The organism is Streptomyces sp. NPDC004667 (assembly GCF_040609475.1).
In the GTDB taxonomy this organism is placed as follows: Bacteria; Actinomycetota; Actinomycetes; order Streptomycetales; family Streptomycetaceae; genus Streptomyces.
This window is the reverse complement of sequence record NZ_JBEXKC010000019.1, coordinates 36,342-61,468: the sequence shown is the minus strand read 5'-3', so window position 1 is coordinate 61,468 and position 25,127 is coordinate 36,342. Positions and strand designations below refer to the sequence as shown.

The 25,127-nt window shown below is 74.3% G+C and carries 21 protein-coding genes; 16 read left to right on the top strand and 5 right to left on the bottom strand.

Annotation, left to right across the window (positions count from 1 at the left end; all coding sequences use genetic code 11):
- The first annotated feature begins 105 nt into the window (after positions 1 to 105).
- The 5 genes from ABZW32_RS13710 to sucD all read left to right on the top strand — a co-directional run bounded on the left by ABZW32_RS13710 (position 106) and on the right by sucD (position 7,208).
- On the top strand, positions 106 to 1,212 hold the full coding sequence (locus tag ABZW32_RS13710) for an AAA family ATPase (protein ID WP_356215077.1): 1,107 nt from the start codon (positions 106 to 108) through the stop codon (positions 1,210 to 1,212).
- Positions 1,209 to 3,479 carry a DUF5682 family protein gene (locus ABZW32_RS13705; protein WP_356215075.1) on the top strand — a complete coding sequence of 757 codons (2,271 nt, stop codon included), beginning with the start codon at positions 1,209 to 1,211 and terminating at the stop codon, positions 3,477 to 3,479. The genes ABZW32_RS13710 and ABZW32_RS13705 overlap by 4 nt, the downstream gene beginning before the upstream one ends.
- A 193-nt stretch (positions 3,480 to 3,672) precedes the next feature.
- Positions 3,673 to 4,854 carry a VWA domain-containing protein gene (locus tag ABZW32_RS13700; protein WP_356215169.1) on the top strand — a complete coding sequence of 394 codons (1,182 nt, stop codon included), beginning with the start codon at positions 3,673 to 3,675 and terminating at the stop codon, positions 4,852 to 4,854.
- A gap of 266 nt (positions 4,855 to 5,120) precedes the next feature.
- Positions 5,121 to 6,299: an ADP-forming succinate--CoA ligase subunit beta gene (gene sucC, locus ABZW32_RS13695; RefSeq protein WP_266841255.1), complete on the top strand. Its 1,179-nt coding sequence runs from the start codon at positions 5,121 to 5,123 to the stop codon at positions 6,297 to 6,299.
- Positions 6,300 to 6,320: 21 nt separating this feature from the next.
- A complete protein-coding gene (sucD, locus tag ABZW32_RS13690) occupies positions 6,321 to 7,208 on the top strand; it encodes a succinate--CoA ligase subunit alpha (RefSeq protein WP_030230875.1) in 888 nt (295 codons plus the stop codon).
- Positions 7,209 to 7,278: 70 nt separating this feature from the next.
- On the opposite strand, the gene ABZW32_RS13685 is transcribed toward sucD, so the two are convergent.
- Positions 7,279 to 8,898 (bottom strand): helix-turn-helix domain-containing protein, encoded by a 1,620-nt coding sequence (locus ABZW32_RS13685; protein WP_356215073.1) that lies wholly within the window; start codon positions 8,896 to 8,898, stop codon positions 7,279 to 7,281.
- Positions 8,899 to 9,017: 119 nt separating this feature from the next.
- Here ABZW32_RS13685 and ABZW32_RS13680 point away from each other — a divergent pair, with 119 nt between their 5' ends.
- Positions 9,018 to 10,589: a DUF6350 family protein gene (locus ABZW32_RS13680; protein ID WP_356215071.1), complete on the top strand. Its 1,572-nt coding sequence runs from the start codon at positions 9,018 to 9,020 to the stop codon at positions 10,587 to 10,589.
- Positions 10,590 to 11,240: 651 nt separating this feature from the next.
- Here ABZW32_RS13680 and ABZW32_RS13675 read toward each other — a convergent pair.
- A complete protein-coding gene (locus ABZW32_RS13675; protein WP_356215069.1) occupies positions 11,241 to 11,843 on the bottom strand; it encodes a hypothetical protein in 603 nt (200 codons plus the stop codon).
- Between the two features lie 225 nt (positions 11,844 to 12,068).
- On the opposite strand from ABZW32_RS13675, the gene purN reads away from it, so the two are divergent.
- Complete coding sequence (gene purN, locus ABZW32_RS13670) at positions 12,069 to 12,692, top strand: phosphoribosylglycinamide formyltransferase (protein WP_030230885.1); 624 nt, start codon at positions 12,069 to 12,071, stop codon at positions 12,690 to 12,692.
- Complete coding sequence (gene purH, locus ABZW32_RS13665; RefSeq protein ID WP_356215067.1) at positions 12,689 to 14,287, top strand: bifunctional phosphoribosylaminoimidazolecarboxamide formyltransferase/IMP cyclohydrolase; 1,599 nt, start codon at positions 12,689 to 12,691, stop codon at positions 14,285 to 14,287. The genes purN and purH overlap by 4 nt, the downstream gene beginning before the upstream one ends.
- A 66-nt stretch (positions 14,288 to 14,353) precedes the next feature.
- On the opposite strand, the gene ABZW32_RS13660 is transcribed toward purH, so the two are convergent.
- A complete protein-coding gene (locus ABZW32_RS13660; RefSeq protein WP_356215065.1) occupies positions 14,354 to 15,091 on the bottom strand; it encodes an RDD family protein in 738 nt (245 codons plus the stop codon).
- A gap of 251 nt (positions 15,092 to 15,342) precedes the next feature.
- Here ABZW32_RS13660 and ABZW32_RS13655 point away from each other — a divergent pair, with 251 nt between their 5' ends.
- On the top strand, positions 15,343 to 16,203 hold the full coding sequence (locus ABZW32_RS13655; protein ID WP_356215063.1) for a bifunctional methylenetetrahydrofolate dehydrogenase/methenyltetrahydrofolate cyclohydrolase: 861 nt from the start codon (positions 15,343 to 15,345) through the stop codon (positions 16,201 to 16,203).
- Positions 16,193 to 16,828 carry a DUF3017 domain-containing protein gene (locus ABZW32_RS13650; protein WP_356215061.1) on the top strand — a complete coding sequence of 212 codons (636 nt, stop codon included), beginning with the start codon at positions 16,193 to 16,195 and terminating at the stop codon, positions 16,826 to 16,828. The genes ABZW32_RS13655 and ABZW32_RS13650 overlap by 11 nt, the downstream gene beginning before the upstream one ends.
- Here ABZW32_RS13650 and ABZW32_RS13645 read toward each other — a convergent pair.
- Positions 16,815 to 17,711 carry a LysR family transcriptional regulator gene (locus tag ABZW32_RS13645; RefSeq protein ID WP_356215059.1) on the bottom strand — a complete coding sequence of 299 codons (897 nt, stop codon included), beginning with the start codon at positions 17,709 to 17,711 and terminating at the stop codon, positions 16,815 to 16,817. The genes ABZW32_RS13650 and ABZW32_RS13645 overlap by 14 nt on opposite strands.
- Positions 17,712 to 17,791: 80 nt before the next feature.
- Here ABZW32_RS13645 and ABZW32_RS13640 point away from each other — a divergent pair, with 80 nt between their 5' ends.
- From ABZW32_RS13640 to ABZW32_RS13620, 5 genes are all read left to right on the top strand, one after another.
- On the top strand, positions 17,792 to 18,394 hold the full coding sequence (locus ABZW32_RS13640) for a short chain dehydrogenase (RefSeq protein WP_356215167.1): 603 nt from the start codon (positions 17,792 to 17,794) through the stop codon (positions 18,392 to 18,394).
- A 238-nt stretch (positions 18,395 to 18,632) separates the two neighbouring features.
- On the top strand, positions 18,633 to 19,622 hold the full coding sequence (locus tag ABZW32_RS13635) for a malate dehydrogenase (protein ID WP_280917149.1): 990 nt from the start codon (positions 18,633 to 18,635) through the stop codon (positions 19,620 to 19,622).
- 147 nt (positions 19,623 to 19,769) lie between these two features.
- Positions 19,770 to 21,527, top strand: a complete 1,758-nt coding sequence (locus tag ABZW32_RS13630) for a hypothetical protein (RefSeq protein ID WP_356215057.1) — start codon at positions 19,770 to 19,772, stop codon at positions 21,525 to 21,527.
- Positions 21,517 to 21,888, top strand: a complete 372-nt coding sequence (locus ABZW32_RS13625; protein WP_356215055.1) for a hypothetical protein — start codon at positions 21,517 to 21,519, stop codon at positions 21,886 to 21,888. Before ABZW32_RS13630 ends, ABZW32_RS13625 begins: the two co-directional genes overlap by 11 nt.
- Positions 21,889 to 21,891: 3 nt before the next feature.
- Positions 21,892 to 22,854: a hypothetical protein gene (locus ABZW32_RS13620; RefSeq protein ID WP_356215053.1), complete on the top strand. Its 963-nt coding sequence runs from the start codon at positions 21,892 to 21,894 to the stop codon at positions 22,852 to 22,854.
- Between the two features lie 57 nt (positions 22,855 to 22,911).
- Here the strand turns inward: ABZW32_RS13620 and ABZW32_RS13615 are convergent, their stop codons facing one another.
- Positions 22,912 to 23,412: a carboxymuconolactone decarboxylase family protein gene (locus ABZW32_RS13615; protein WP_356215051.1), complete on the bottom strand. Its 501-nt coding sequence runs from the start codon at positions 23,410 to 23,412 to the stop codon at positions 22,912 to 22,914.
- Positions 23,413 to 23,458: 46 nt separating this feature from the next.
- Here ABZW32_RS13615 and ABZW32_RS13610 point away from each other — a divergent pair, with 46 nt between their 5' ends.
- On the top strand, positions 23,459 to 24,874 hold the full coding sequence (locus ABZW32_RS13610) for a PLP-dependent aminotransferase family protein (RefSeq protein WP_356215049.1): 1,416 nt from the start codon (positions 23,459 to 23,461) through the stop codon (positions 24,872 to 24,874).
- Positions 24,875 to 25,127 lie beyond the last annotated feature (253 nt).

Genomic DNA, 25,127 nt, shown 5'->3' with positions numbered 1-25,127 from the left:
ATCGCTCTGACCTGCAACAACGCTGCGATCAGGGGGTGTTGTCAGTGGCATGGTGCACGGTGGACACAGCAGTCGGGAACGGCTGTCGAGCACTGGAGGGGGACCATGACCATGCCCGGGACCGACACCGCCGGCGAAGCACTGCGACCGCACGCCGAAGACGCCTTCGCGCACGAACTGAAAGCCCTGGAAGCGGCCGACGACCGGCCCCGCCCGGCCCGCTGGAAACTCTCCCCGCAGGCCGTGGCCACCTACCTGCTCGGCGGCACGCTCGCCGACGGCACCGTCGTCACACCCAAGTACGTCGGCCCGCGCAGGATCGTCGAGGTCGCCGTCGCCACCCTCGCCACCGACCGCGCCCTGCTCCTCCTCGGCGTCCCCGGCACCGCCAAGACCTGGGTGTCCGAACACCTCGCGGCCGCCGTCAGCGGTGATTCCACCCTCCTGGTCCAGGGCACCGCCGGCACCCCCGAGGAAGCCATCCGCTACGGCTGGAACTACGCCCGCCTCCTCGCCCACGGCCCCAGCCGCGAAGCCCTCGTCCCCAGCCCCGTCATGCGGGCCATGGCCGAGGGCTCGACCGCCCGCGTCGAGGAGCTCACCCGTATCCCCGCCGACGTCCAGGACACCCTCATCACCGTCCTGTCCGAGAAGACGCTCCCGATACCGGAGCTCGGCCAGGAGGTGCAGGCCGTACGCGGGTTCAACCTCATCGCCACCGCCAACGACCGGGACCGGGGGGTCAACGAGCTCTCCAGCGCGCTGCGCCGCCGCTTCAACACCGTCGTGCTCCCGCTGCCCGCCACCGCCGACGCCGAGGTCGACATCGTCGCCCGCCGCGTCGACCAGCTGGGCCGCTCCCTGGACCTGCCCGCCGCCCCCGAGGGGTTGGAGGAGATCCGCCGGGTCGTCACCGTCTTCCGGGAGCTGCGCGAGGGCGTCACCGGCGACGGCCGCACCAAGGTGAAGTCGCCCAGCGGCACCCTCTCCACCGCCGAGGCCATCTCCGTGGTCACCGGCGGGCTGGCGCTGGCCGCCCACTTCGGCGACGGCGTGCTGCGCCCAAGCGACGTGGCCGCCGGCATCCTCGGCGCCGTCGTGCGCGACCCGGCCGCCGACCGGCTCGTCTGGCAGGAGTACCTGGAGGCGGTCGTCCGCGAGCGGGACGGCTGGAAGGACTTCTACCGCGCCTGCCGGGAGGTGACGGCATGAGCCCGGGGGCCGCGCAGCCACTGCTGCTCGGGGTGCGCCACCACGGCCCGGGATCCGCCCGCTCGGTACGGGCCGCGCTCGACGCGGCGCAGCCGCGGGCCGTGCTGATCGAGGGGCCGCCCGAAGGGGACGCCCTGCTGGCACTGGCCGCCGAACCGGGCATGCGCCCGCCCGTCGCCCTGCTCGCCCACGCGGCGGACGATCCGGGCCGGGCCGCGTTCTGGCCGCTCGCCTCCTTCTCCCCGGAGTGGGTGGCCCTGCGCTGGGCCCAGGCCCGGGACCTGCCGGTGCGCTTCATCGACCTGCCCGCCGCGCACACCCTGGCCGCCGGCCCCGGGCGGGACGAGGACGAGGGCGAAGCCGGCTCCGTACCGGTGGACCCGCTCGCGGCGCTCGCCGGGGCCGCCGGGTACGACGATCCGGAGCGCTGGTGGGAGGACGTGGTCGAACACCGGGACGCGGGCGCCGCACGCGATCCGCTGGCCCCCTTCGCGGCGCTCGCCGAGGCGATGGGAGCCCTGCGCGAGACCTACGGGGACGGCGGCCGGCCCCACGACCTGGTCCGCGAGGCGCACATGCGCCAGCGGATGCGGGCCGCCCGCCGGGAGTTCGGCGCGGACTACGCCGTGGTGTGCGGGGCCTGGCACGTACCGGCGCTCCGCGCCCGGACCACGGCGGCGGCCGACCGGGCCCTGCTCACCGGACTCCCGAAGACCAAGGTGGAGACCACCTGGGTGCCGTGGACCCACCGCAGGCTCGCCAGGGCCGGCGGATACGGCGCGGGCATCACCTCGCCCGGCTGGTACGCCCACCTCTTCGCGGCCCGGGACCGGCCCGTCGAGCGGTGGCTGACCAAGGTCGCGGGCCTGCTGCGCGAGGAGGACCGGCAGGTCTCCCCGGCGCACGTCATCGAGACGGTCCGCCTCGCCGGCACCCTGGCCGCCCTGCGGGGCCGCCCGCTGCCCGGTCTCACCGAGACGCTGGAGGCCGTCCGGGCGGTCATGTGCGACGGCTCCGACGTACCGCTCGCGCTGATCGAGGACCGGCTCGTCGTCGGCGACGTGCTCGGCGAGGTCCCCGCGACCGCGCCCGCCGTTCCGCTCCAGCGGGACCTCACCCGCCGGATGCGCGGCCTGCGCCTCAAGGCCGAGGCGCAGAGCCGTGACCTGGAGCTCGACCTGCGCAAGGACACCGATACGGCCAGGTCCCTGCTGCTGCACCGGCTGCGGCTGCTCGGCGTCGACTGGGGCGTGCCGACCGCCTCGCGCGGCGGTACGGGCACCTTCCGCGAGACCTGGCGGCTGTGCTGGGAGCCCGAGTTGTCGGTGCGGGTGGCCGAGGCCGGGATATGGGGCACCACCGTGCAGGGGGCCGCCACCGCCAGGGCGGAGGCCGAAGCCCGGCGCGCCGGGGAGCTCGGCGAGATCACGGCGCTGGCCGAGCGGTGCCTGCTGGCCGGACTGTCCGGGGCGCTGCCCGCCGTGCTGCGGGCCCTCGCCGACCGGGCGGCGCTCGACACGGACGTGGCCCGGCTCGCCGGGGCGCTCCCCGCGCTGGCCCGTTCGCTGCGCTACGGGGACGTGCGGGGGACCGACGCCTCGGCCCTGGGCACGGTCGCGGCGGGGCTGGCGGAGCGGATCTGCGTGGCGCTGCCCGCGGCCTGCGCGGCCGGGCCGGACGCCGACGGGGCGGCGGCGCTGCGCGGGCACGTGGACGGGGTGCACGCGGCGGTCGCCCTGCTGGCGGACGCCGACCCGGGGCTGCGCGAGCGCTGGTCGGGGGTGCTGCGGACGCTGGCCGGGCGGGACGCCGTGCCCGGGGTGATCCGCGGCCGGGCCGCCCGGCTGCTGCTGGACGGCGGCGGGCTCCCGGCCGGGGAGACGGCGCGGCTGATGGGGCTCGCGCTGTCCCCGGCGGCGGCCCCGGCCGACGCGGCGGGCTGGATCGAGGGCTTCGCCGGGGGGAACGCGGGCGGCGGCACCCTGCTGGTGCACGACGAGCGGCTGCTGGGCCTGATCGACACCTGGCTGGTGTCGGTGCCGCCGGACGCCTTCGTCGACGTACTGCCGCTGCTGCGGCGGACGTTCGGGGCGTACGAGCCCGGGGTGAAGCGGAGCCTGGGCGAGCTGGTGCGCCGGGGCCCCGGCGCCGGGCGGGGACGCTCCGCCTCCCGCGCCGCCCCCGAGGGCTTCGCCCCCGACCTCGACCCGGCCCGCGCGGACGCGGCGGAGGCCGTCGCCCGCCTGCTGCTGGCCGCGGCGGGGTGAGCGCCGGTACGGAGGGGCGGCGGGGCGGTGCCGCAAGAGAAGGGAACGAGCGGAGGGGGACGGACAGATGACGGAGCGGGACCGGCCGACGGCGGCCTACGAGACGACGGCCGACGAGACGGCGGCGGACCGGACGGCGGCCGAGGAGACGGCGGCCGACGAGACGGCGGCGGACCGGACGGCGGCCGAGGAGATGACGGCGGACGCCGTCGCGGCGGACGAGACGGCGGCGGCGGACGTCGTCGCGGGGGACGAGCGGCTGCGGCGCTGGCGGATGGTGCTCGGCGGCGGCGAGGCCGACGGCACGGGGTACGCGCCGGCCGGGCGGGACGCCGCGATGGACGCCGCCCTCGAAGCGCTGTACGGGGGCGGGAGCGGACGGCCCGCGGGGGAGCGGTCCGCCGGGCTCGGGGGCTCCGCGCCGCGGGTGGCGCGCTGGCTCGGGGACATCCGTACGTACTTCCCCGCCACGGTGGTCCAGGTCATGCAGCGGGACGCCATCGACCGGCTCGGCCTGGCCACGCTGCTGCTGGAGCCGGAGATGCTGGAGGCCGTCGAGCCGGACGTCCACCTGGTCGCCACCCTGCTGTCGCTGAACAAGGCGATGCCGGACACCACCAGGGAGACCGCGCGGGCCGTGGTCCGCAAGGTGGTGGAGGAACTGGAGCGGCGTCTGGCCTCCCGTACGCGGGCCACGGTGACGGGCGCGCTCGACCGGTCGGCGCGGACCGCCCGCCCCCGCCACCGCGACATCGACTGGGACCGGACCATCCGGGCGAACCTGAAGAACTACCTGCCCGAGCACCGGACGGTCGTGCCGGAGCGCCTCGTCGGCCACGGCCGGTCCGCGCGGGGGGTCCGCAAGGAGGTCGTCCTCTGCGTCGACCAGTCGGGTTCGATGGCGGCCTCCGTCGTCTACGCCTCCGTCTTCGGGGCGGTCCTGGCCTCGATGCGCTCGATCGCGACCCGCCTGGTCGTCTTCGACACGGCCGTCGTCGACCTGACCGACCGGCTCGACGACCCCGTCGACGTCCTCTTCGGCACCCAGCTCGGCGGCGGCACCGACATCAACCGCGCCCTCGCCTACTGCCGGTCCCGGATCACCCGCCCCGCCGACACGGTCGTGGTCCTGATCAGCGATCTCCACGAGGGCGGCATACGCGACGAGATGATCAAACAGGTCGCGGCGATGAAGGCCGACGGAGTGGAATTCGTGACCCTCCTGGCACTGTCCGACGAGGGCGCCCCCGCCTACGATCACGAACACGCGGCGGCGCTCGCCGCACTCGGCGCGCCAGCCTTCGCCTGCACCCCCGACCTGTTCCCGGAGGTGATGGCGGCGGCACTGGAGAAGCGGCCCCTGCCCAGCACGTGAGGACGCTGACGCAAATCGGCAGATCACACGAAGTTGCAGTTCAACCGTGAGGCGATCTGTGACAGGTATCACCGCGCAGGTGTGATCTGCGATTTAGGGACCTACGGCCCACGGGGATAACCTGCGAGACGGACATGCCGCGTCCACGGTCACCGTGTGCGCCTCCCCTGTGACAGCGCCGTCACGTTGCCCTTCGCGGCACGCCCACGCAGATAGCAGACAACCGCGAATCACTGCGAATCTTTGAAGACAAGGGACGGACGCGCGTGGACCTGTTCGAGTACCAGGCGAGGGACCTCTTCGCCAAGCACGGTGTACCGGTGCTGGCCGGTGAAGTCATCGACACGCCTGAGGCGGCTCGCGAGGCCACCGAGAAGCTGGGCGGCAAGTCGGTCGTCAAGGCCCAGGTGAAGGTCGGCGGCCGCGGCAAGGCCGGCGGCGTCAAGCTCGCCGCCACCCCGGACGAGGCCGTCGCCCGCGCGACGGACATCCTCGGCATGGACATCAAGGGCCACACGGTCCACAAGGTGATGATCGCCGAGACCGCTCCGGAGATCCTGGAGGAGTACTACGTCTCGTACCTCCTCGACCGCACCAACCGCACCTTCCTGGCCATGGCCTCGGTCGCGGGCGGCATGGACATCGAGCAGGTCGCCGAGGAGACCCCGGAGAAGCTCGCCAAGGTCCCGGTGAACGCCAACGAGGGCGTGACCATCGAGAAGGCCCGCGAGATCGTCGCGCTGGCGAAGTTCCCGGCCGAGGTCGCCGAGAAGGTCGCCGAGGTCCTCGTGACCCTGTGGGCGACCTTCATCGCCGAGGACGCGCTCCTCGTCGAGGTCAACCCGCTCGCGAAGGTCGCCAACGGCGACGTCATCGCCCTCGACGGCAAGGTCTCGCTCGACGAGAACGCCGAGTTCCGCCAGCCGGGTCACGAGGAGTTCGTGGACCACGCTGCCGCGAACCCGCTGGAGGCCGCCGCCAAGGCGAAGAACCTCAACTACGTCAAGCTCGACGGTGAGGTCGGCATCATCGGCAACGGCGCGGGTCTCGTCATGAGCACCCTCGACGTCGTCGCGTACGCCGGTGAGAACCACGGTGGCGTCAAGCCCGCCAACTTCCTGGACATCGGTGGCGGCGCCTCCGCCGCCGTCATGGCCAACGGTCTTGAGATCATCCTCGGCGACCCGGACGTCAAGTCCGTGTTCGTCAACGTCTTCGGTGGCATCACCGCGTGTGACGAGGTCGCCAACGGCATCGTCCAGGCCCTGCAGCTGCTCGCGGACAAGGGCGAGGCGGTCACCAAGCCGCTGGTCGTCCGCCTCGACGGCAACAACGCCGAGCTGGGTCGCAAGATCCTCTCGGACGCCAACCACCCGCTGGTGCAGCGCGTGGACACCATGGACGGCGCGGCCGACAAGGCCGCCGAGCTCGCGGCTGCGAAGTAAGGGCAGAGGTCACAGACTCACATGGCTATCTTCCTCAACAAGGACAGCAAGGTCATCGTCCAGGGCATGACCGGTGCCACGGGCATGAAGCACACCAAGCTGATGCTGGCTGACGGCACCAACATCGTCGGCGGCGTGAACCCGCGCAAGGCCGGCACCACCGTCGACTTCGACGGCACCGAGGTCCCGGTCTTCGGTTCCGTCGCCGAGGCGATGGAGAAGACGGGCGCCAACGTCTCCGTCCTCTTCGTCCCGCCGGCCTTCGCCAAGGCCGCCGTCGTCGAGGCCATCGACGCCGAGATCCCGCTGGCCGTCGTCATCACCGAGGGCATCGCGGTGCACGACTCCGCCGCCTTCTGGGCGTACGCGACCGCCAAGGGCAACAAGACCCGGATCATCGGCCCGAACTGCCCGGGCCTGATCACCCCCGGCCAGTCCAACGCCGGCATCATCCCGGGCGACATCACCAAGCCCGGCAAGATCGGTCTCGTGTCCAAGTCCGGCACGCTGACCTACCAGATGATGTACGAGCTCCGTGACATCGGCTTCACCTCCGCCGTCGGCATCGGTGGCGACCCGGTCATCGGCACCACGCACATCGACGCCCTGGAGGCCTTCGAGGCCGACCCGGACACCGAGCTCATCGTCATGATCGGCGAGATCGGCGGCGACGCCGAGGAGCGTGCGGCGGACTTCATCGCGAAGAACGTCACCAAGCCGGTCGTCGGTTACGTCGCGGGCTTCACCGCCCCCGAGGGCAAGACCATGGGCCACGCCGGCGCCATCGTCTCCGGTTCTTCCGGCACCGCACAGGCCAAGAAGGAAGCCCTCGAGGCCGCCGGCGTCAAGGTCGGCAAGACGCCGACCGAGACCGCCAAGCTGGCGCGCGAGATCCTGAACGCCAAGTAGTCGTTCTCGTCTTCCGCACGTGTACGGGCGTGGCCCGCACCCCTCAGGGGGTGCGGGCCACGCCCGTTCCTCATTCCAGGGCCGGGGAGATCCGGGCGGGGCCGGCGGCCGGGTCGCCCCGGAGCTTTTCCCGGAGCTCGCGGCTCTGGTCGGTGAGCCGCTGCGGGCCGCTGTGCGGAGGGACCCCGGAGACGCTGCTGCCCGGCGCGACCGGGGCCACGTACCGGTCCGGCGCGGTGACGGCGGTGTACCCGGTCGCCACGGCGATCGCCGCGGTGAGGCAGATCGCCGCCCGCGACCACCGCCGGGCCGTGCGCTCGGTGAGGGCGCGGATGCCGGCCGGGGCGCTGCGGGGTTCCAGCGGCACGGCGGGCCGGAGGCCGCCGAGCAGCTCGCGCAGCACGGCGGACTGCCTTTCCGGCGGTACGTCGGCCAGCCCGGGAACCCGTGCGGCGAGGGTGACGTGGGCGCGCAGCAGCCGGTTCCCGGCGGCGGGGGTGCTGGCCTCGGTCTCGGCGGCGGTGTCGGGCAGGTCGAGGCCGATGCCGTCGTAGAGCAGCACGGTCCTGCGGTGCGCGGGCGGCAGGTCGAGCAGGGCGTCGAGCAGCATCCGGTCGACGGGTTCGACCGGGCCCGGGTCGGGGTTGCGGTACGCGCGGCGGAACCGGCGCCAGGGCGAGAGGGCGTACTCGTACGCGATGGCCCGGACCCAGCCGACGGGATCCGGGTCGGTGGCCACCTCGGGCCAGCGGCCCCAGGCCTGCCGGAAGGCGTGCTCGACGGACTGCCGGGCGAGGGCGCGACGGCCGGTGAGCAGGTAGGTCTGGCGGACGAGCGCGGGGGCGGCGCAGAGGTAGAGGGCGTCGAAGGCCCGTGCGGATTCCGTCGGGGGCGGCTGCGCGGACTCCCCGGGCGGCGCGGGGTCGGGCCGGGCGGGGTCGGTGGCCTGCGGGTCGGGCGGGGTGGGGTCGGGCCGTGTGGGTTCGGGGCGTGCGGGGCCGGGACGGGTGGGGTCGGCGGCCCGTGGGTCGGGCTGGGTGGGTTCGGGGCGTGCGGGAGCGCCGGCCCGTGGGTCGGGTCGGGCGGGGTCCGTGCGCGGATCCGTCGGGCCGGCCGGCGCGGGGGAGGGACCGCCCCCGCCGGCCCCGGTTCTGACGGGGTGTTTCGTGTCGTGGCGGGCCAGGGAGACGGGTGGCCTGGCGGCGCCCTTGCCGGCCGGGCGGGGGCGCGTACCGGGTCCGCCCGCGCGCGTGGGGACACCGCCCGCCGCGAACGCCCGTACGCCCGCGGCGCCGGCCCGGGGGGCTGCGCCGGCGGCGGGCCCGGCGGGAGCGTCCACGGCTTCCGGGGTGGGCGGTTCGGGAGGGCCGGGCGGTTCGGGCGGGGTGGTGGCGGTGGTGGTGGCGGCCCGTACGGCGGGCGGGTCCGCCTCCGCCGCCGGGGCATTGGCCTCCGCCTCCTCCGCTTCCGCCTCCGCGAGGCGGGTCAGCAGCGCGGCGTAGACCTCGCGTTTGCGTCCGCGCGGTTCGGTGCGGCCCGTCTCCCAGGAGCGGACGGTCGTCGCGGTGACGCCCGCCGTCGCCGCGACCTCCTCGTGGGTCAGCCGGCCCGCTTCACGCAGCCTGCGGCGTTCCTTGGGGGACGGCAGGCCCAGCTCCGCGTCGGAGGTCGTCTCGACGCCTTGTGTCATGCCACACTCCCCGCGACCCGACAGTCCTGCGCGAAAAAGTACATAAACGTATATTGAGCGACACCACGGGCATTCGCCTGTTACCCGCCCATAGCGCGTGTCGTTGGCACCATGGCGGGGTGACCCAAGTGACCGAACACGGGACCTCGTTGCCGACGGTCCCGAGGGCGGGCGTGCGGCGGCGTTCGCCGGCCGCCGCGGCCTGTGTGCTGGGCGGCGCCGTGGCCGCCGGACTGGGGCTCGGCTTCCTGGCCGTGCTCGTGATCGTCCTGTGGATCAGTTCCCCCTACCCGGACAGCGGTCCGGGCGGCGCCCTGCACCTCGCCGCGGGGCTGTGGCTGATGGCGCACGGGACGGAACTCGTCCGCTACGAGACCCTCTCCGGGGTGCCCGCACCCGTCGGCCTGACGCCGCTGATGCTGGTGGCGCTGCCGGTGCTGCTGATGCGGCGGGCGGCCCGGCTCGGCAGCGCGTCAGGGGACGGCGAGGGCGATGAGGCCGACGAGGTGCTGCCCGCCGGTGTCGTCTTCTCCGCCGTCACCTGCGGCTACCTGTGCGTCGGGGCGCTGGCCACCGTCTACGCCGCCGGGGGGCCGATGCCCGCCGACCCGCTCAGCGCGGCCTGGCACGTCCCGCTGGTGGCGGTGCTCGCCGCCGCTGCCGGAGTGTGGTCGGCGAAGGGGAGGCCGCTCGGGCCGCTGCCGGGCTGGATTCCAGGGGGCGTACGGAAGGCCGTCGCGCGCCCCCGATACGCGCTGGCGCTGCGATCGGGCGCGGCCGGGGCCCTCGTCCTGCTGGGCGGCGGCGCCCTGCTCGTCGGCGCGTCGCTGGCGTGGCACGGGGCGGAGACGCAGTCCTCCTTCCTGACGCTGACCGGGGTGTGGTCCGGGCGGTTCGCGGTGCTGCTGCTCGCGCTGGCCCTGATCCCCAACGCCATGGTGTGGGGCGCGGCGTACGGGCTGGGGCCCGGGTTCGTGGTGGGGGCCGGGGTGACGGCCACCCCGCTCGGCTTCACGGGGGCGCCGGCCCTGCCGAGGTTCCCGCTGCTCGCGGCGCTGCCGCCGGAGGGACCGGGAACGCCCGTCACCTGGGCGGCGGCCGGGGTGCCGGTGGCGGCCGGGCTGGTCGTGGGGTGGTTCGCGGTGCGCCGGGCGCGGGACGTCTCCTCCTGGGAGACCGCGCTGACGGCGGCGCTGGGCGCGGTGGTGTGCGGGCTGGCGATGGCGGGCCTGGCGGCGGCTTCGGCCGGGCCGCTCGGGTCGCGGGCACTGGCCGGCTTCGGGCCCGTGTGGTGGGCGGTGGGCGGCGCGACCGCGGGGTGGACGCTGCTGCTGGCGGTGCCGTTGGCGGTGGGGGTGCACGTGTGGCGGACCCGGCCGGTGCGGGGTGCCTCCGGCGGGGGCGGGGAGGGCGCGTGGCACGACTCCGGGGTGCGGGAGCTGCGGTGGGCGGCGCTGCGGGAGGCGACCCGACCCCTGGCTCCGCCGGTTCCGGTGGGGGTGGTCGCTCCGCCCGAGCCGGTGGCTCCGCCGGTCGTGGTGGCCCCGGTGGCTCCGCCCGAGCCGGTGGCCTCGCCGGCCGGGACGGCTCCGGATGCTCCCGAGGCACCGCTGGTGGTGGTGCCCGCGGAGCCGTTGCTGCCGCCGGTGGTCGGGGTGCGGGTGCTGGCCCGGCGACGTCCTCCGCCATGACGGTCCGCGCATCCGGTCCCGGGCGCCCACGGGGCTCCGCCCCGGACCCCGCGCCTCAATCGTCGGCGGGGCTTGTCCGTGCCGGTGTGGGTGATGCCGGTGCGGCACTGGGCCCGTGCCCGAGACCCGGGGCCGAGGCGTCGCTGGCGAGGTTTGTCTGTGCCGGTGTGGGTGTGGTGGGGGCCCGCGTCCCGGACTCGGGGGCTGAGGCTTCGGCGGCGGTCCCGGGCGCCTACGGGTCTCTGCCCCGGACCCCGCGCCTCAATCGCCGGCGGGGCTTGTCCGTGCCGGTGTGGGTGGTGCGGGTGCGGCACTGGGCCCGTGCCCGAGACCCGGGGCCGAGGCGTCGCCGGCGGGGGCTTGTTTGGGGCGGTGCGGGTGATGCGGGTGAGGCACTGGGCTCACGCCCCGTGCCCCGTCCCGTGTTCCGGCCCACGCCCCGTGTCCCGTGTCCCGTGTCCCGGGCCTGCGCCCTGTGTTCCGGGCCTGTGTCCCGTGCCCCGCGTCCCGGGCTCGCGTCCCGCGCCCGGCGTCCCGCGTCCGGCGTTCCGGGCCCGCGTCCCGCGTCCCGGGCCCGCGCCCCGCGCCCCGCGTCCCGCGCCCCGCGCCCCAAGGCTTGGACCGGGCTCGGTCCCGCCAGCCTCGGTTCTGTCAGCGTTGGACCTTCAGGACGTCGCCCAGGACGTTGTCCGGGAGCAGGTTGTTGCACTGGAGTTCCGCCGTGCGGGTCAGGGCGTCGTCGCGGCAGACGAAGAAGTCCTTGTATGCCAGCTGCAGCGCGTACGAGCTCGCAGCCAGCATCAGGGCCATGGACGCCGTCACCAGGCCGCCGACCGCCGCCGCGCGCTGCGGCCGGGCCGCCGGGCCCAGGGAGTCCAGGCCTCCCGGCCTGGCCGGGGTGCCCGTCGTGGGGTCGGCCTTGGTCTCCGGGCGGCCGCGCAGGGCGCTGATGCCCCAGTACATCGCGAGCGCGCCGAGCAGCAGCCCCACCGAGGGGATCCCGAAGATCCCGAAGAAGAACCCCCACATGCCCGCCAGCAGGGCGTACCGCGCGCGCCGCTGGAGCGGGTCCATGGGGTCCCAGCGGGCCGGGCCCCCGGGACCGCCGGGCTCGGACGGGCCGCCGCCGGAGCCGCCGCCGTCGCCGGGCTGTTGCGGCTGCCGGGGCTGCCACGGCTGGTCGGGCCGGCCCTCCGGGGGCGCCGCGAAGGGGTTGTCGTCGGTCGAGGGGTCGGGCTGACGGCGGTCCGGCATCGAGTGCGTTACTTCCCCTGTGTCGTGGGCCGGGCGCGCGCCCGGCGTGCGGTGTACGCCAGACGCTACCGCTCGCCCGTCCCCCCGTCCCTCGGGGGCGGTCCCGTGTGCCGGTATCGTTGCAGGCGGTCGGTGGCTTCGTATGGTTCCCCGTATATCGGTACCCCGAAGTTTCGTATGACCACACAAGACGAACGACGGCAATCCCGTAAGAAAGGGCCTCCCATGCCCGCCTCCCGGCTGGTCGTGCTGGTCTCCGGCTCCGGCACCAACCTCCAGGCCCTGCTCGATGCCATCGACGCGCACCCCGGCGGAGCCGAGGGATTCGGCGCCGAGGTCGTCGCCGTGGGGGCCGACCGCGCGAACATCGCAGGCCTCGAACGGGCCGAGAAGGCCGGGATCCCCACTTTCGTGTGCCCGGTCAAGGACTACGGCAGCCGCGAGGAGTGGGACGCGGCCCTGACCGAGGCGACGGACGCGCACGCGCCGGACCTCGTGGTCTCCGCCGGGTTCATGAAGATCGTCGGCAAGAACTTCATCGACCGCTTCGGCGGCCGGTTCGTCAACACCCACCCCGCCCTCCTCCCGGCCTTCCCCGGCGCGCACGGCGTACGGGACGCCCTCGCCTACGGGGCGAAGGTCACCGGCTGCACCGTCCACTTCGTGGACTCCGGCGTGGACACCGGTCCGATCATCGCCCAGGGTGTCGTCGAGATCCGGGACGGCGAGGACGAAGCCGCTCTCCATGAGCGCATCAAGGAAGTCGAGCGCCAGCTGCTCGTCGACGTCGTGGGGCGCCTGGCCCGGCACGGCTACCGCATTGAGGGACGAAAGGTAACAATCCAGTGACCGCCGCAGACTCCGCACAGAGCAACGACCCGACCACCACCCAGCGGCCGATCCGGCGTGCGCTCGTCAGCGTCTACGACAAGACGGGACTGGAAGAGCTGGCCCGCGGCCTGCACGAGGCGGGCGTCTCGCTCGTCTCCACCGGCTCCACCGCGTCGAAGATCGCCGCCGCCGGGGTGCCCGTCACCAAGGTCGAGGAGCTGACCGGCTTCCCCGAGTGCCTCGACGGCCGAGTCAAGACCCTCCACCCGCGCGTGCACGCCGGCATCCTCGCCGACCTGCGCCTGGAGGACCACCGCAACCAGCTCGCCGAGCTGGGCGTCGAGCCCTTCGACCTGGTGATCGTCAACCTCTACCCGTTCCGGGAGACCGTCGCCTCCGGCGCCACCCCCGACGAGTGCGTCGAGCAGATCGACATCGGCGGCCCGTCGATGGTCCGCGCCGCCGCCAAGAACCACCCGTCGGTCGCCGTCGTCACCAGCCCCGCCCGCTACGCCGACGTCCTCGCGGCCGCCCAGGGCGGCGGTTTCGACCTGACCGCCCGCAAGCGGCTCGCGGCCGAGGCGTTCCAGCACACCGCCGCCTACGACGTGGCCGTCGCGTCCTGGTTCACCGACGTCTACGCCCCGGAGTCCCCCGAGGTGGCGCTGCCCGAGTTCCTCGCGGGCGCGTGGGAGCGCAAGTCGACCCTGCGCTACGGCGAGAACCCGCACCAGGCCGCCGCGCTCTACACGGACGGCCGGCCGGGCGGCATCGCCAACGCCGAGCAGCTGCACGGCAAGGAGATGTCCTTCAACAACTACGTGGACACCGAGGCCGCCCGCCGGGCCGCCTACGACCACGACGGTCCCTGCGTCGCGATCATCAAGCACGCCAACCCGTGCGGGATCGCCGTGGACGCCACGGACGTCGCCGCGGCCCACCGCAAGGCGCACGCCTGCGACCCGCTGTCGGCCTTCGGCGGTGTCATCGCCGTCAACCGCCCGGTGACCGTCGAGCTCGCCGAGCAGGTCGCCGAGATCTTCACCGAGGTCATCGCCGCCCCGGCCTACGAGGACGGCGCGGTCGAGATCCTGGCCAAGAAGAAGAACATCCGCGTCCTGAAGGTGGACGGCACCCCGCACCAGCCGGGCGACCTGAAGCCGGTCTCGGGCGGCGCGCTGCTCCAGCAGAGCGACCTCTTCCAGGCCGAGGGCGACGACCCGGCGAACTGGACGCTGGCCACCGGCGACGCGCTGTCCGCCGAGGAGCTGGCCGAGCTCGCCTTCGCGTGGAAGGCCTGCCGCGCCGTCAAGTCCAACGCGATCCTGCTGGCCAAGGACGGTGCCTCGGTCGGCGTCGGCATGGGCCAGGTCAACCGCGTCGACTCGGCGAAGCTCGCCGTCGAGCGGGCGGGCGCCGAGCGCGCGCAGGGCTCGTACGCCGCGTCGGACGCCTTCTTCCCCTTCCCGGACGGGCTGGAGATCCTCACCGCCGCGGGCATCAAGGCCGTGGTCCAGCCGGGCGGTTCGGTCCGGGACGAGCAGGTCGTCGAGGCCGCGAAGAAGGCCGGGGTGACGATGTACTTCACCGGCACCCGCCACTTCTTCCACTGAGGCACGGATACGGCGAAGGCCGCCACCCGCACCAGCGGGTGGCGGCCTTCGCCGTGTGCGAGCGGGTTACTTCGTCTTGACGACGATGGTGCCCGCGGCGCGGTCGTGCCAGCCCTGGAGCTTGCCCGAGTTGTCGAAGAACGGGGACAGGTAGACCAGGACGGCGCCGATGTAGCAGAGGAAGACGCCGACGATCGGGATGATCCAGCGGATGAAGCCGCCGCCGAGGCCCGGGGCCTGGCCCGTGTTCTCCTTGACGACCTTCAGGCCCAGCGCCATCTTGCCGAGCGTCGCGCCGACGAAGGCGATCATCAGCCACTCGTAGAGCATGGTGGCGATACCGATGAGGGCGATCATGCCGAACAGCGCGGCGATCATGCCGCCGGCCGCCTGGGCCTGGTCGTTGACGCACTGCTGGTACGTGGCCGACGCGTAGTCCGTGCCGCAGTCCTTGACCGTGTCCGCGAGGCCCAGTGCTCCGGCGAAGCCGATCGCCATGAGGATCCACACGATGACGGAGACGGCGACGCCGTCGATCAGGCGGGCGCCGAAGCGGCGGCCCATCGTCGCGACCTGGACGGTGCCAAGACCCGCGACGTTGATGTAGCCGTTGTTCGCCTGGATCGTGCCCGGCGCCTGCGGCGGCATGCCGCCGTACGGCTGCTGGCCCTGCTGCGGGTAGCCGTAGCCGCCCTGCGGCGGCACGCCCTGCGGGGCCTGCTGCGGGTAGCCGTAGCCGGGCTGGCCCTGCGGGGCCGGCGGCTGCTGCTGCCCGTACGGGTTGTTCGGGTCGCCGAAGCTCATCTGGGTCTTTCCTCCGTGAAGTGCGGGGACGCACGGCACGCACGGAGGACATCTGCTTCTGCGGTACGCCCCCCGGCACTGCCCGCGGCACTCTTTCGATCGTCTTGCCGACCGTCATCGTGGTGGGCCCGTACCGGCCTTGTCCAGCCGGTTGTCACGGAGGGCCCCACTTGTTGTGCAAGTGCAATGAAGAGCGCATTCCGGCCGCCGCCGACTGGAACCAGGGCCACCACATCCGGGAGGATGGCGGTATGACCGCCCAGATTCTCGATGGCAAGGCCACCGCAGCCGCGATCAAGTCCGAACTGACCGCCCGAGTGGCGGCGCTGAAGGAGCGGGGCATCACCCCCGGCCTCGGCACCCTGCTGGTCGGCGACGACCCGGGCAGCCGCTGGTACGTCAACGGAAAGCACAAGGACTGCGCCGAGGTCGGCATCGCCTCCATCCAGCGCGAACTGCCCGCGACGGCCTCCCAGGAGGACATCGAGGAGGTCGTGCGGGAGCTGAACGCCAACCCGGCCTGCACCGGATACATCGTCCAACTGCCGCTCCCCAAGGGCATCGACACCAACCGCGTCCTCGAACTGATGGATCCGCTCAAGGACGCCGACGGCCTGCACCCCATGTCGCTGGGCCGGCTGGTCCTCAACGAGCCCGGCCCGCTGCCCTGCACGCCGTACGGCATCGTCGAGCTGCTGCGCCACCACGGCGTCGAGCTCGCCGGCGCGCACGTCGTCGTCCTCGGGCGCGGCATCACCGTGGGCCGGTCCATCGGCCTGCTGCTGACCCGCAAGTCCGAGAACTCGACGGTCACCCTCTGCCACACCGGCACGCGCGACCTGTCCGGGCTGCTGCGCCAGGCGGACGTCATCGTCGCGGCGGCCGGGGTCCCGCACCTGGTGAAGCCGGAGGACGTGAAGCCGGGCGCGGCCGTGCTCGACGTCGGCGTCAGCCGCGACGAGAACGGCAAGATCGTCGGGGACGTGCACCCGGGCGTGGCCGAGGTGGCGGGCTGGATCTCCCCGAACCCGGGCGGGGTCGGTCCGATGACCCGCGCGCAGCTGCTGGTGAACGTGGTCGAGGCGGCGGAGCGGACCCCCAGTGCGGGCTGAGCACGACGAGCCCGGCGCGGCCGGGCGGCCGGTGGAGCCGGAGCGGGAACCGCAGCGCGAGCGGGCACGGGAGTCGGTACGGGAGCCGGAGCGCGGGCCGGGGTCCGAGCCACAGCGGGGGCCGGAGCGCGGTCCGGGCTCCGAGCCGCAGCGCGGACTGGAGTCCGGGCCGGAGCGCGGACCGGAGTCCGAGCCGGAGCCGGCCCCCGGGCAGGCGGAGCGGGCGCGGGCGGGGGCCGCGAAGTCGCGGCGGTTCCCCTCCGTCACCGAGGGCACCGTACGTCCCGAGGGCAGCGGGCGCGCCGTCCCCGGGGCGGTGTCCACGCCCGCCCGTCAGTGGCCGATGCTCAGCGTCCTGGCGGCCACCGCCGCCGGGCTGCTGACCACGGCGACGGGGCATCCGCGGGTCGGCTGCCTGATGATCGGCATCGCCCTGATCGCGGCCGCCGCGATGCGCCGGTTCCTGCCCTCGGTGGGGATGCTCGCGGTGCGTTCCCGCTTCACGGACATGATCACGTACGGGTTGCTCGGCGTGGCGATCACGCTGCTCGCGGTGGTCATGGAGCCCAAGCCGTGGCTGGACGTCCCCTTCCTGGAGAGCGCGGTCCGCGTCACCGTCCGGTGACCGGGAGCGCGGTCAGCGCGGCCAGCGCGGCCGCGATGGCCGGCCGGGTCTCGGTGCCCGCACGGACCAGCGCCTCCAGGACCCGCCCCCGGCCCGGCAGTTCCACCACCGCCGTGCCGGGCGGCGGTGCGTCGCACAGCAGTTTCGGCAGGATCGACGCGGCCCGGCCGGTCGCCACCAGCCACAGCCCGGCCCGCAGGTCCCCGCACTCGTGCGCGATCCGCGGGGTGAACCCGGCGTTGCGGCAGGCGTGCACGAGCATCTCCCGGCAGCTGCTCGGTGCGGGCGCCGAGACCCAGTCGGCCTCCCGCAGCGCCGCCAGCCCGTCCCGCCCGTAGGCCGGGAGCAGGGCCTCGGGCAGCGCCAGGCAGAGCGGGTCGTCGAACAGCGGGACGGCGGTGGTGCCGCTCGCGGGCGGGGCGCCGAGCAGCGGGTAGGCGTAGGTCACCGCCAGGTCCAGGCGGCGCCCGCGCAGCAGCGGCAGGGCGTCTTCCGGATCGGCCTGCGCGATCCGCGGCCGCAGTCCCGGATGGCGTGCGGCGAGGGCGGCGACCAGCGGGGCGGCGACCGTCGCCAGCGCGCTCGGGGCGCAGCCGACGTGCAGCTCCCCGACCGGCCCGGCGTCGAGGGCCCGTACCGCCCCCTCGGCGCGTTCCAGCGCGGCCAGCACCGGGTCGCAGGCGGCGGCCAGGGCGGCGCCCGCGGGGGTGAGGCGCAGCCCGCGCCCGTCCCGTTCGACGAGGACGGCCCCGGCCTCGGCCTCCAGGGCCCGCAGTTGCTGGGAGACGGCGGAGGGGGTGACGCGGTGCAGGTCGGCGACCGCGGTCACCTTCCCGTGTTCCGCCAGGTCCCGCAGGATGACCATCCGCTTCACGTCGAGCATGAGTTCATCTTAATGATTGCTGTAGTGAAGGTAGCTGGACTTCACATTGGGGCGAGGGTGATGCTCGTGCCATGAATCCCTTGAAGGTGCTCCTGATCGGCGCCGGCGGCACGCTCGGCCGCGCGGTCCACACGGCCCTGCGCGAGCGCGGCCACGAGGTGGTCACCGCCTCCCGAAAGGGCGCGGACGTCCGCGTCGACATCACCGACTCCGACTCAGTCCGGGCGATGTACGAGGAGGTCGGGCCCGTCGACGCGGTGGCCTGTGCGGCCGGTTCCGTCCCGTGGCGCCCGCTGGGCGAGCTCACCACCGCCGACGTGCGGGCCGGTCTGGAGGGCAAGGCCGTCAGCCAGATCGAGCTGGTCCGCCAGGGCGCCGCCCGACTGCCCGCGCACGCCTCGTTCACCCTGATCACCGGCATCCTGGCCCGGGAGCCCCTGCTCTCCGGTTCGGTCGCCTCCCTCGCCAACGGCGCGGTCGAGGCCTTCGTACGGGCCGCCGCGATCGAACTGCCGGGCCGTCAGCGCGTCAACGCCGTCAGCCCGACCGTGTTCACCGAGTCCCTCGGCGTCTACGGGGACACCTTCGCCGGATTCGATCCGGTGCCGGTCGCCCGCGCGGCGAACGCCTACGTCAAATCGGTAGAGGGGCACCGGACGGGGGAGATCTTCCGGGTGGAGTAGTGCCCGCGGGCGGGCGGAGAGCGGGGCCCGGACCGGGCCGGACCTTCGATCCGGCGGGTCCGTGTGCCGTGGACCACAGGGACCCGGGGGTTGGGGGCCCCGCGGGTCGGATAGCCTGACCGCGGATGTCTCTTCACGTCAAGATTCGTAAGGACAGGGAAGCGGCGTCCTCCCAGAACTTGGGGCCCAGCACATGGGGCAGGGACGCCCCACCGCCAGCTGTCTAACGGAGAAGGCCATGACCCGCACTCCCGTGAATGTCACCGTGACCGGCGCCGCCGGCCAGATCGGCTACGCGCTGCTCTTCCGCATCGCCTCCGGCCACCTGCTCGGCGCGGACGTGCCGGTCAAGCTCCGCCTGCTGGAGATCCCGCAGGGCATGAAGGCCGCCGAGGGCACCGCCATGGAGCTCGACGACTGCGCCTTCCCGCTGCTCAAGGGCATCGACATCTTCGACGACCCGAACAAGGGCTTCGAGGGCGCCAACGTCGCGCTGCTCGTCGGCGCCCGTCCGCGCACCGCGGGCATGGAGCGCGGCGACCTGCTCGCCGCCAACGGCGGCATCTTCAAGCCGCAGGGCGCCGCGATCAACGCGCACGCCGCGGACGACATCAAGGTCCTGGTCGTGGGCAACCCGGCCAACACCAACGCGCTCATCGCGCAGGCCGCCGCCCCGGACGTCCCGGCCGAGCGCTTCACCGCGATGACCCGCCTGGACCACAACCGCGCGATCTCGCAGCTCGCGAAGAAGACCGGCGCCGACGTCACCGACATCAAGCGCCTGACCATCTGGGGCAACCACTCGGCGACCCAGTACCCCGACATCTTCCACGCGGAGATCGCCGGCAAGAACGCCGCCGAGGTCGTCAGCGACGAGCTGTGGCTCGCCGACACCTTCATCCCGACCGTCGCCAAGCGTGGCGCCGCGATCATCGACGCCCGTGGCGCGTCCTCGGCCGCCTCGGCCGCCAACGCCGCCATCGACCACGTGCACACCTGGGTCAACGGCACCGCCGCGGGCGACTGGACCTCGATGGGCATCCCGTCGGACGGCTCCTACGGCGTCCCGGAGGGCATCATCTCCTCCTTCCCCGTCACCACCAAGGACGGCAAGTACGAGATCGTCCAGGGCCTGGACATCAACGAGTTCTCCCGTGCGCGCATCGACGCGTCCGTGGCGGAGCTCGTCGAGGAGCGCGACGCGGTCCGCGAGCTCGGCCTCATCTGAGCCACACCCGGCGGGACGGCCGGTCCGATCGTTTGATCTGATCGTCTGACCTGTACGAACGTCCTTGCGCCCCGGTCAAACCCGACCGGGGCGCTTTGGCGTGTTTTCACCTGTCGGGTGCGTGTAGGCGGAAAATAAGGTCAGCCGGTGACCGAGCACCTGATTCCCCCTCAGCCCGGCGGTGACCCCCGCGCGGACCAGCGGGCCGGCCGTCCGCCCGTGCACCCGGCCGTCAGCGAGGCCGGCCGCCTGCTGTGCGCGGGCACCTACCTCGACGCGGCGTACCGCGACCGGGTGATCGACGAACTCTTCGTGCACGAGGAGCGCATCGCCGCTCCGTCCTACGGATTCGACGCTGCCCGGGTCCTGGCCCACGCGCTCCGCGCCCGCCGCATCGAACTCGCCTGGGCCGCCGGCGTCCTCGGCGCCTGGTTCGTCGGCTCGCTGCTGACCGGCGGCCTGCTCGCCCTGCTGCTGTTCCCCTTCGTGCTGCTGAGCCTCGCCCGCTGGCTCCGCGCCCGGACCAACGTCCTGCTGCGCTTCCTGTCCGTACTGGTCCGGATCTACGCCTGGTGGTCGTTCGCCGCCGTGCTGGCCGGTGTCTGGATCTCCCTGTACGGCTCCCTGGGCGACTTCGCCGGCTTCCTCTTCCCCGGTGTCGGCGACCTCGTCACCCCCGGCACCTCCCACGGCTACTACGACGGCGGCCACCCGTACGACGACGGCGTGCCCGCCGCGCTGTGGCTGGCCCCCGTCGTCTTCGCCGCCGTCGTGGCCGTCGTCGGGCTCCAGCGCGGACACGCCGCGCGCATCGTCGCCACCGAGCTGTCCCCGGCCCGCTACGCCGACCAGGCAGGCGATCCCGCCGAGGCCTCGCCGGGCGTGCGCTACGCCCGCGTCCGCGACCGGATCCGGGCCGAACAGCACGCCCCGCTCGTCATGTACGACATCAACGGCCCCTTCACCGGAGCCGGGGACGCCTTCCGGCCCTGGCAGCTGTCCGTCGAACTGCGCCCCCGGGAGGACCTCGGCCCCGACCACACGCCGCGGCCCGTCACCAACGCCCAGATCGTCGGCCGCATCGTGCCGCTCCTGCACGCCCTGCGCGTGCCGTCCCCGCACGGCTCCCTCCGGGCCGAGGCCGCCGTCCTGGACCGGCTGCGCGAACTGGTCGTCGACGAGTGCGTCTTCCTCCCCGCCGGCGGCCTGCCGCACCGGGACGCGGCCCCACTGAGCCCGCAGCAGTTCGCCGAACACCGTTCCGGCGCCATCGAGGAGGGCGGGGAGCGGCGCAGGCACTTCCTGCGCGTCCGGGTCGGCGGCTGGGACGAGAACCTCGTCGTGACCGTCTTCGTCCGGGTCCACACCCAGGGCCGCATGCTGATGCTGGAAGTGGCCCCGCACGTGCTGCTCCCCGTACGCACCCGGTTCCAGCGGGCCGACGCGGAGGCCCACCGGCTCCTGCACAACACCTGGTTCGGCAAGGCCGTCGCGGCGCTCGCCGCCACCCCCCGTTCCTTCACCGGCGCCCTCGCCACCCTCGGCCGGGGCATCGCCAGCTGGTGGCGGATCGCGACCGGCGGCCACGGCGGGGCCCGCCCCGAGGGGCCGGAGCTGTCGGTGCGGGAGATCGCGGCGCAGGAGGACGGCTCCCTCTTCCACCTCATGGACCTGGACCGGTATCTGAAAACGATTCAGGACCGGGTGGTGAGCGGGGTTACCGTCGCTCTGCACGAAGCGGGCTGGCACACGGCGGAATTCGCCCAGCGTGCGGTCCACGTCGCCGAGGGCGGCGTGTTCATCCAGTCGGTGAACGGCAGCGCCTTCAGCGTCGGCGGCACCGGACACCACAACACCGCCGGTGGCGGCGGTACCGGCGGAAAGGGGAGCAGCGGTGGCAAATGACGGTGAAGGGCCCTCGGTCCGGATCGGCGGGATCAGCGGCAGCGCCTTCAGCATCGGCGGCAGCGGGCACACCAACACCGTGCACCACGGCGGTACGGGAGCGGCGGCGCCCGGCGCCGCGGAGCTGCTCGAGGCCGTCCTCGAACTGCGGTCCGCCCTCGTGCGGCTGCCCCGGGGCGAGGACCGCACCGGGCTCGACGCGGAACTCGACGAGGTCGCCGGGGAGCTGGAGGAGGCCGGGGAGGTCCGGCCCGGCATGGCCGCACGGCTGCGCGGGGCGCTGACGCGCTGGGCTCCGCTGGTCGAGTCGGTGAGCGCGGCCACCGCCCTGGGCGAACTGCTCGTCTCGCTGGGGGGCTGACCGGTGTCCTCGCCCGACGGCGCCTCCGGCGCCCCCTGGTGGAACTCGCAGTCGCAGCGGTGGGAGTGGGGCGCGCAGCCGGGACCGGCCGCCGGACCGGAGGCCGACGGGCCGCCCGCCGCCGAGCCCTCGACCCTGCCGGCCGCGCCGCCGCCCGGGTACGGGTTCTGGCCCGCGCAGCCGTCCTCGACCCTGCAGCCCCCGCCGCCGCTCCCGCCGCTCCCCCCGGTCGCGCCACCGCCGCCACCGCCGCCCCCGATGAACCCGCCGGGCGGCAGCGGCGGCGGTGGCGGGGCCGGGCAGTGGCGGACCCCGTTGCTGGTGGGGCTCGTGGCGGCCGTCGCGGGCGGGTCGGCGGTCGCGGCGTGGATGCTGCTGGGCGGGAAGGGCGAGCCGTCCGCGGCCCCCGGTCCGCCCGCCACGAGCGCGCCCTCGCAGGGGCGGACGGAGCCCACGGGCCCCCGTAGCTCCCCGCCGGGCACGGGCGCGAGCGCCTCGGCCTCCGCCTCCGCCTCGGCGAGCGCCGGAGCGGGGTACACCGTGGTGCGCAACGAGAGCGGCTTCTCGGTCGCCGTTCCCACCGGCTGGCAGCCCAGCCACGACGAGACCGGCAGCGGCTCCTTCTACCGCCCGCCCGGCGACCGCAGCGCCCTGCTCCAGATCTTCCGGGTCACCGAGGACTCCGCCACCGGCTCGTGCGAGCTGCTGCGGATGTCCTCGCAGCGCCTGGACGACGGCACCCCCGCCTACCGCCAGGTCTCCCTCGACCCGGTCGCGGGCGACGCCTGCGAACTGGTCTACGAGTACGACAGCGCCGAGTCCCACGGCCGTCGCCGGGGCATGGAGCGGATCATCACCGCCACCGACGGAAAGCGGTGGGCCCTGCTGGCGGCCGGACCGGCCACGGACTCCCCGACGGTGCGCGCGCACCTGACGGCGGCCCTGGACTCCTTCCGGCCGGAGTGACGGACCGCGTTACGGGCGTGCCCCGGCCGCAGGACGGCCGGGGCACGTGCGGCGCGGCTACTTGTACATGCCCACCGTGTAGTGGCCCGGGACGCTGCGGGTGGTGACGGCGATGCGGTTCCAGGTGTTGATCGTCACGATCACGGCGATCAGCTGGGCCAGTTCCGCCTCCTCGAAGTGCGCCGCGGCCTTCGCGTACACCTCGTCGGGGACGAAACCGTCCGTCAGGACGGTGACGGCCTCGGTCAGCTCGATCGCCGCCAGCTCCTTCTCCGTGTAGAAGTGCCGCGACTCCTCCCACGCGGAGAGCTGCACGATCCGCTCGACGGTCTCGCCCTGCGCGAGCGCGTCCTTGGTGTGCATGTCCAGGCAGAACGCGCAGTGGTTGATCTGCGAGGCACGGATCTTGACCAGCTCCACCAGGGCCTCGTCCAGACCCTTGACGGCGGCCATCTCCATGCCGAGGACGGCCTTGTAGAACTCGGGGGCCTGCTTGAAGAGCTGCATGCGGGGGGTGTGCTCGGCGGCCAGTTCGGTGGTCTTCGTCTCGTTGGTCATGGCACCACCGTACGGAGCGGGCGGCCCGCGGATATGGTCCATATCCATGACCGGATCTTGGGCCACTTTAGGGGCCGACCTCCATCTGGACCTGTCGGCCGCGGTACGGGGCGGGCGCGGGCTGCGGGCCGCGCTCACGGAGGAGCTGCGGGAGGCCGCGCGCAGCGGCCGGCTGGCACCGGGCACCCGGCTGCCGTCCTCCCGGACCTTCGCCGCCGACCTCGGGATCGCCCGCAACACGGTGGCCGAGGCGTACGGGGACCTCGTCGCCGAGGGCTGGCTGACCGCCCGCCAGGGCTCCGGCACCCGGGTCGCCGAACGGGCCCGGCCGCGCCGCCCCGCGGGTGCCGCGCGGGTCCGCCACCCCGCGCGCGGGGGGCCCTCGTACAGCCTGATCCCCGGTTCCCCCGACCTCGGGGGCTTCCCGCGGGCCGGCTGGCTGGCAGCCGCCCGGCGGGCCCTCACCGACGCCCCCAACGACGCCCTCGGCTACGGGCTCGACGTACGCGGCCGGGCGGTGCTGCGCGAGGCCCTCGCCGGGTACCTGGCCAGGGCCCGCGGGGTGTACGCCGACCCGGACCGGATCGTGCTGTGCTCCGGGTTCTCGCACGGGCTGCGGCTGCTCGGCGCGGTGCTGCGGGCGCGCCGGGTGCGGGAGGTGGCGGTGGAGGGGTACAGCCTCGACATCCACCGGGACCTGCTGGCCGGGGCCGGTCTGCGCACCCGCCCGCTGTGGGTCGACGGGGCAGGGGCCCGCACCCCCGATCTGGCGGGGTTCGGCCCCCGCACCGGCGCGGTGCTGCTGACCCCGGCGCACCAGTTCCCCACCGGCGCCGCCCTCACCCCCGAGCGGCGGGCGGCGGCGGTGGACTGGGCGCGGACCAGCGGCGGGTTCATCCTGGAGGACGACTACGACGGGGAGTTCCGCTACGACCGCCAGTCCGTCGGCGCCCTCCAGGGCCTGGACCCGGACCGGGTGGTCTACCTCGGCACCGCCAGCAAGTCCCTGGCGCCGGGGCTGCGGATGGGGTGGATGGTGGTACCGCCGGACCTGCTGGAGGAGGTGCTGGAGGCCAAGGGCCGGATCGACTGGAGTTCGAGCGCCATCGACCAGCTCACCCTGGCGGAGTTCATCACCTCCGGGGCCTACGACCGCCACGTGCGCGGCATGCGGCTGCGCTACCGGCGCCGCCGGGACGCGCTGGTCGCGGCGGTGGCGGGACGGGTCCCCGTCTCCGGGGTCGCCGCCGGGCTGCACGCCGTACTGGACCTCCCGCCCGGCACGGAGCGGGCCCTGCTGCGGTCCGCCGCCTGGCAGGACCTGGCGCTGGAGGGCCTGGGCACCTACCGCCACCCCGACTCGGCGATGCCCCCGCGCGAGGCCCTGGTCGTCGGCTACGGCACCCCGTCCGACAGCGCCTTCGCCCCGACCCTGGCGGCCCTGGTCGCCTCCTTGCCGTGACGCCGTCCGGCGCGGTCCGGGGGCGAGCCCGGCCGGTGCGTCCCGGCCGCCCTCCACCCCGGCTGCCGCCCTCCACCCCGGCGGCCCACCCCGGCCGCCGGGCCGGCACCACGACCCGGCGCACGCCCCGCACGTGCGGCGCTGCCCCGCACCCCGTGCCCCGGCGCTACCGCCGGTCTGCTCGATCCGCTCGACCAGGGCGTGCCGGGCCCACCGCCGCATTCTCCGGTCTCCCGGGGCGCGGGAAGTGCAC

What these genes read in the sequence shown, in the direction of transcription:
- ABZW32_RS13710 (WP_356215077.1), top strand. Translation starts at nt 106, where the DNA reads ATGACCATGCCCGGGACCGACACCGCCGGCGAAGCACTGCGACCGCAC.
- ABZW32_RS13705 (WP_356215075.1), top strand. Translation starts at nt 1,209, where the DNA reads ATGAGCCCGGGGGCCGCGCAGCCACTGCTGCTCGGGGTGCGCCACCAC.
- ABZW32_RS13700 (WP_356215169.1), top strand. Translation starts at nt 3,673, where the DNA reads ATGACGGCGGACGCCGTCGCGGCGGACGAGACGGCGGCGGCGGACGTC.
- sucD (WP_030230875.1), top strand. Translation starts at nt 6,321, where the DNA reads ATGGCTATCTTCCTCAACAAGGACAGCAAGGTCATCGTCCAGGGCATG.
- ABZW32_RS13685 (WP_356215073.1), bottom strand. Translation starts at nt 8,898, where the DNA reads ATGACACAAGGCGTCGAGACGACCTCCGACGCGGAGCTGGGCCTGCCG.
- ABZW32_RS13675 (WP_356215069.1), bottom strand. Translation starts at nt 11,843, where the DNA reads ATGCCGGACCGCCGTCAGCCCGACCCCTCGACCGACGACAACCCCTTC.
- purN (WP_030230885.1), top strand. Translation starts at nt 12,069, where the DNA reads ATGCCCGCCTCCCGGCTGGTCGTGCTGGTCTCCGGCTCCGGCACCAAC.
- ABZW32_RS13660 (WP_356215065.1), bottom strand. Translation starts at nt 15,091, where the DNA reads ATGAGCTTCGGCGACCCGAACAACCCGTACGGGCAGCAGCAGCCGCCG.
- ABZW32_RS13655 (WP_356215063.1), top strand. Translation starts at nt 15,343, where the DNA reads ATGACCGCCCAGATTCTCGATGGCAAGGCCACCGCAGCCGCGATCAAG.
- ABZW32_RS13645 (WP_356215059.1), bottom strand. Translation starts at nt 17,711, where the DNA reads ATGCTCGACGTGAAGCGGATGGTCATCCTGCGGGACCTGGCGGAACAC.
- ABZW32_RS13635 (WP_280917149.1), top strand. Translation starts at nt 18,633, where the DNA reads ATGACCCGCACTCCCGTGAATGTCACCGTGACCGGCGCCGCCGGCCAG.
- ABZW32_RS13615 (WP_356215051.1), bottom strand. Translation starts at nt 23,412, where the DNA reads ATGACCAACGAGACGAAGACCACCGAACTGGCCGCCGAGCACACCCCC.
- ABZW32_RS13610 (WP_356215049.1), top strand. Translation starts at nt 23,459, where the DNA reads ATGACCGGATCTTGGGCCACTTTAGGGGCCGACCTCCATCTGGACCTG.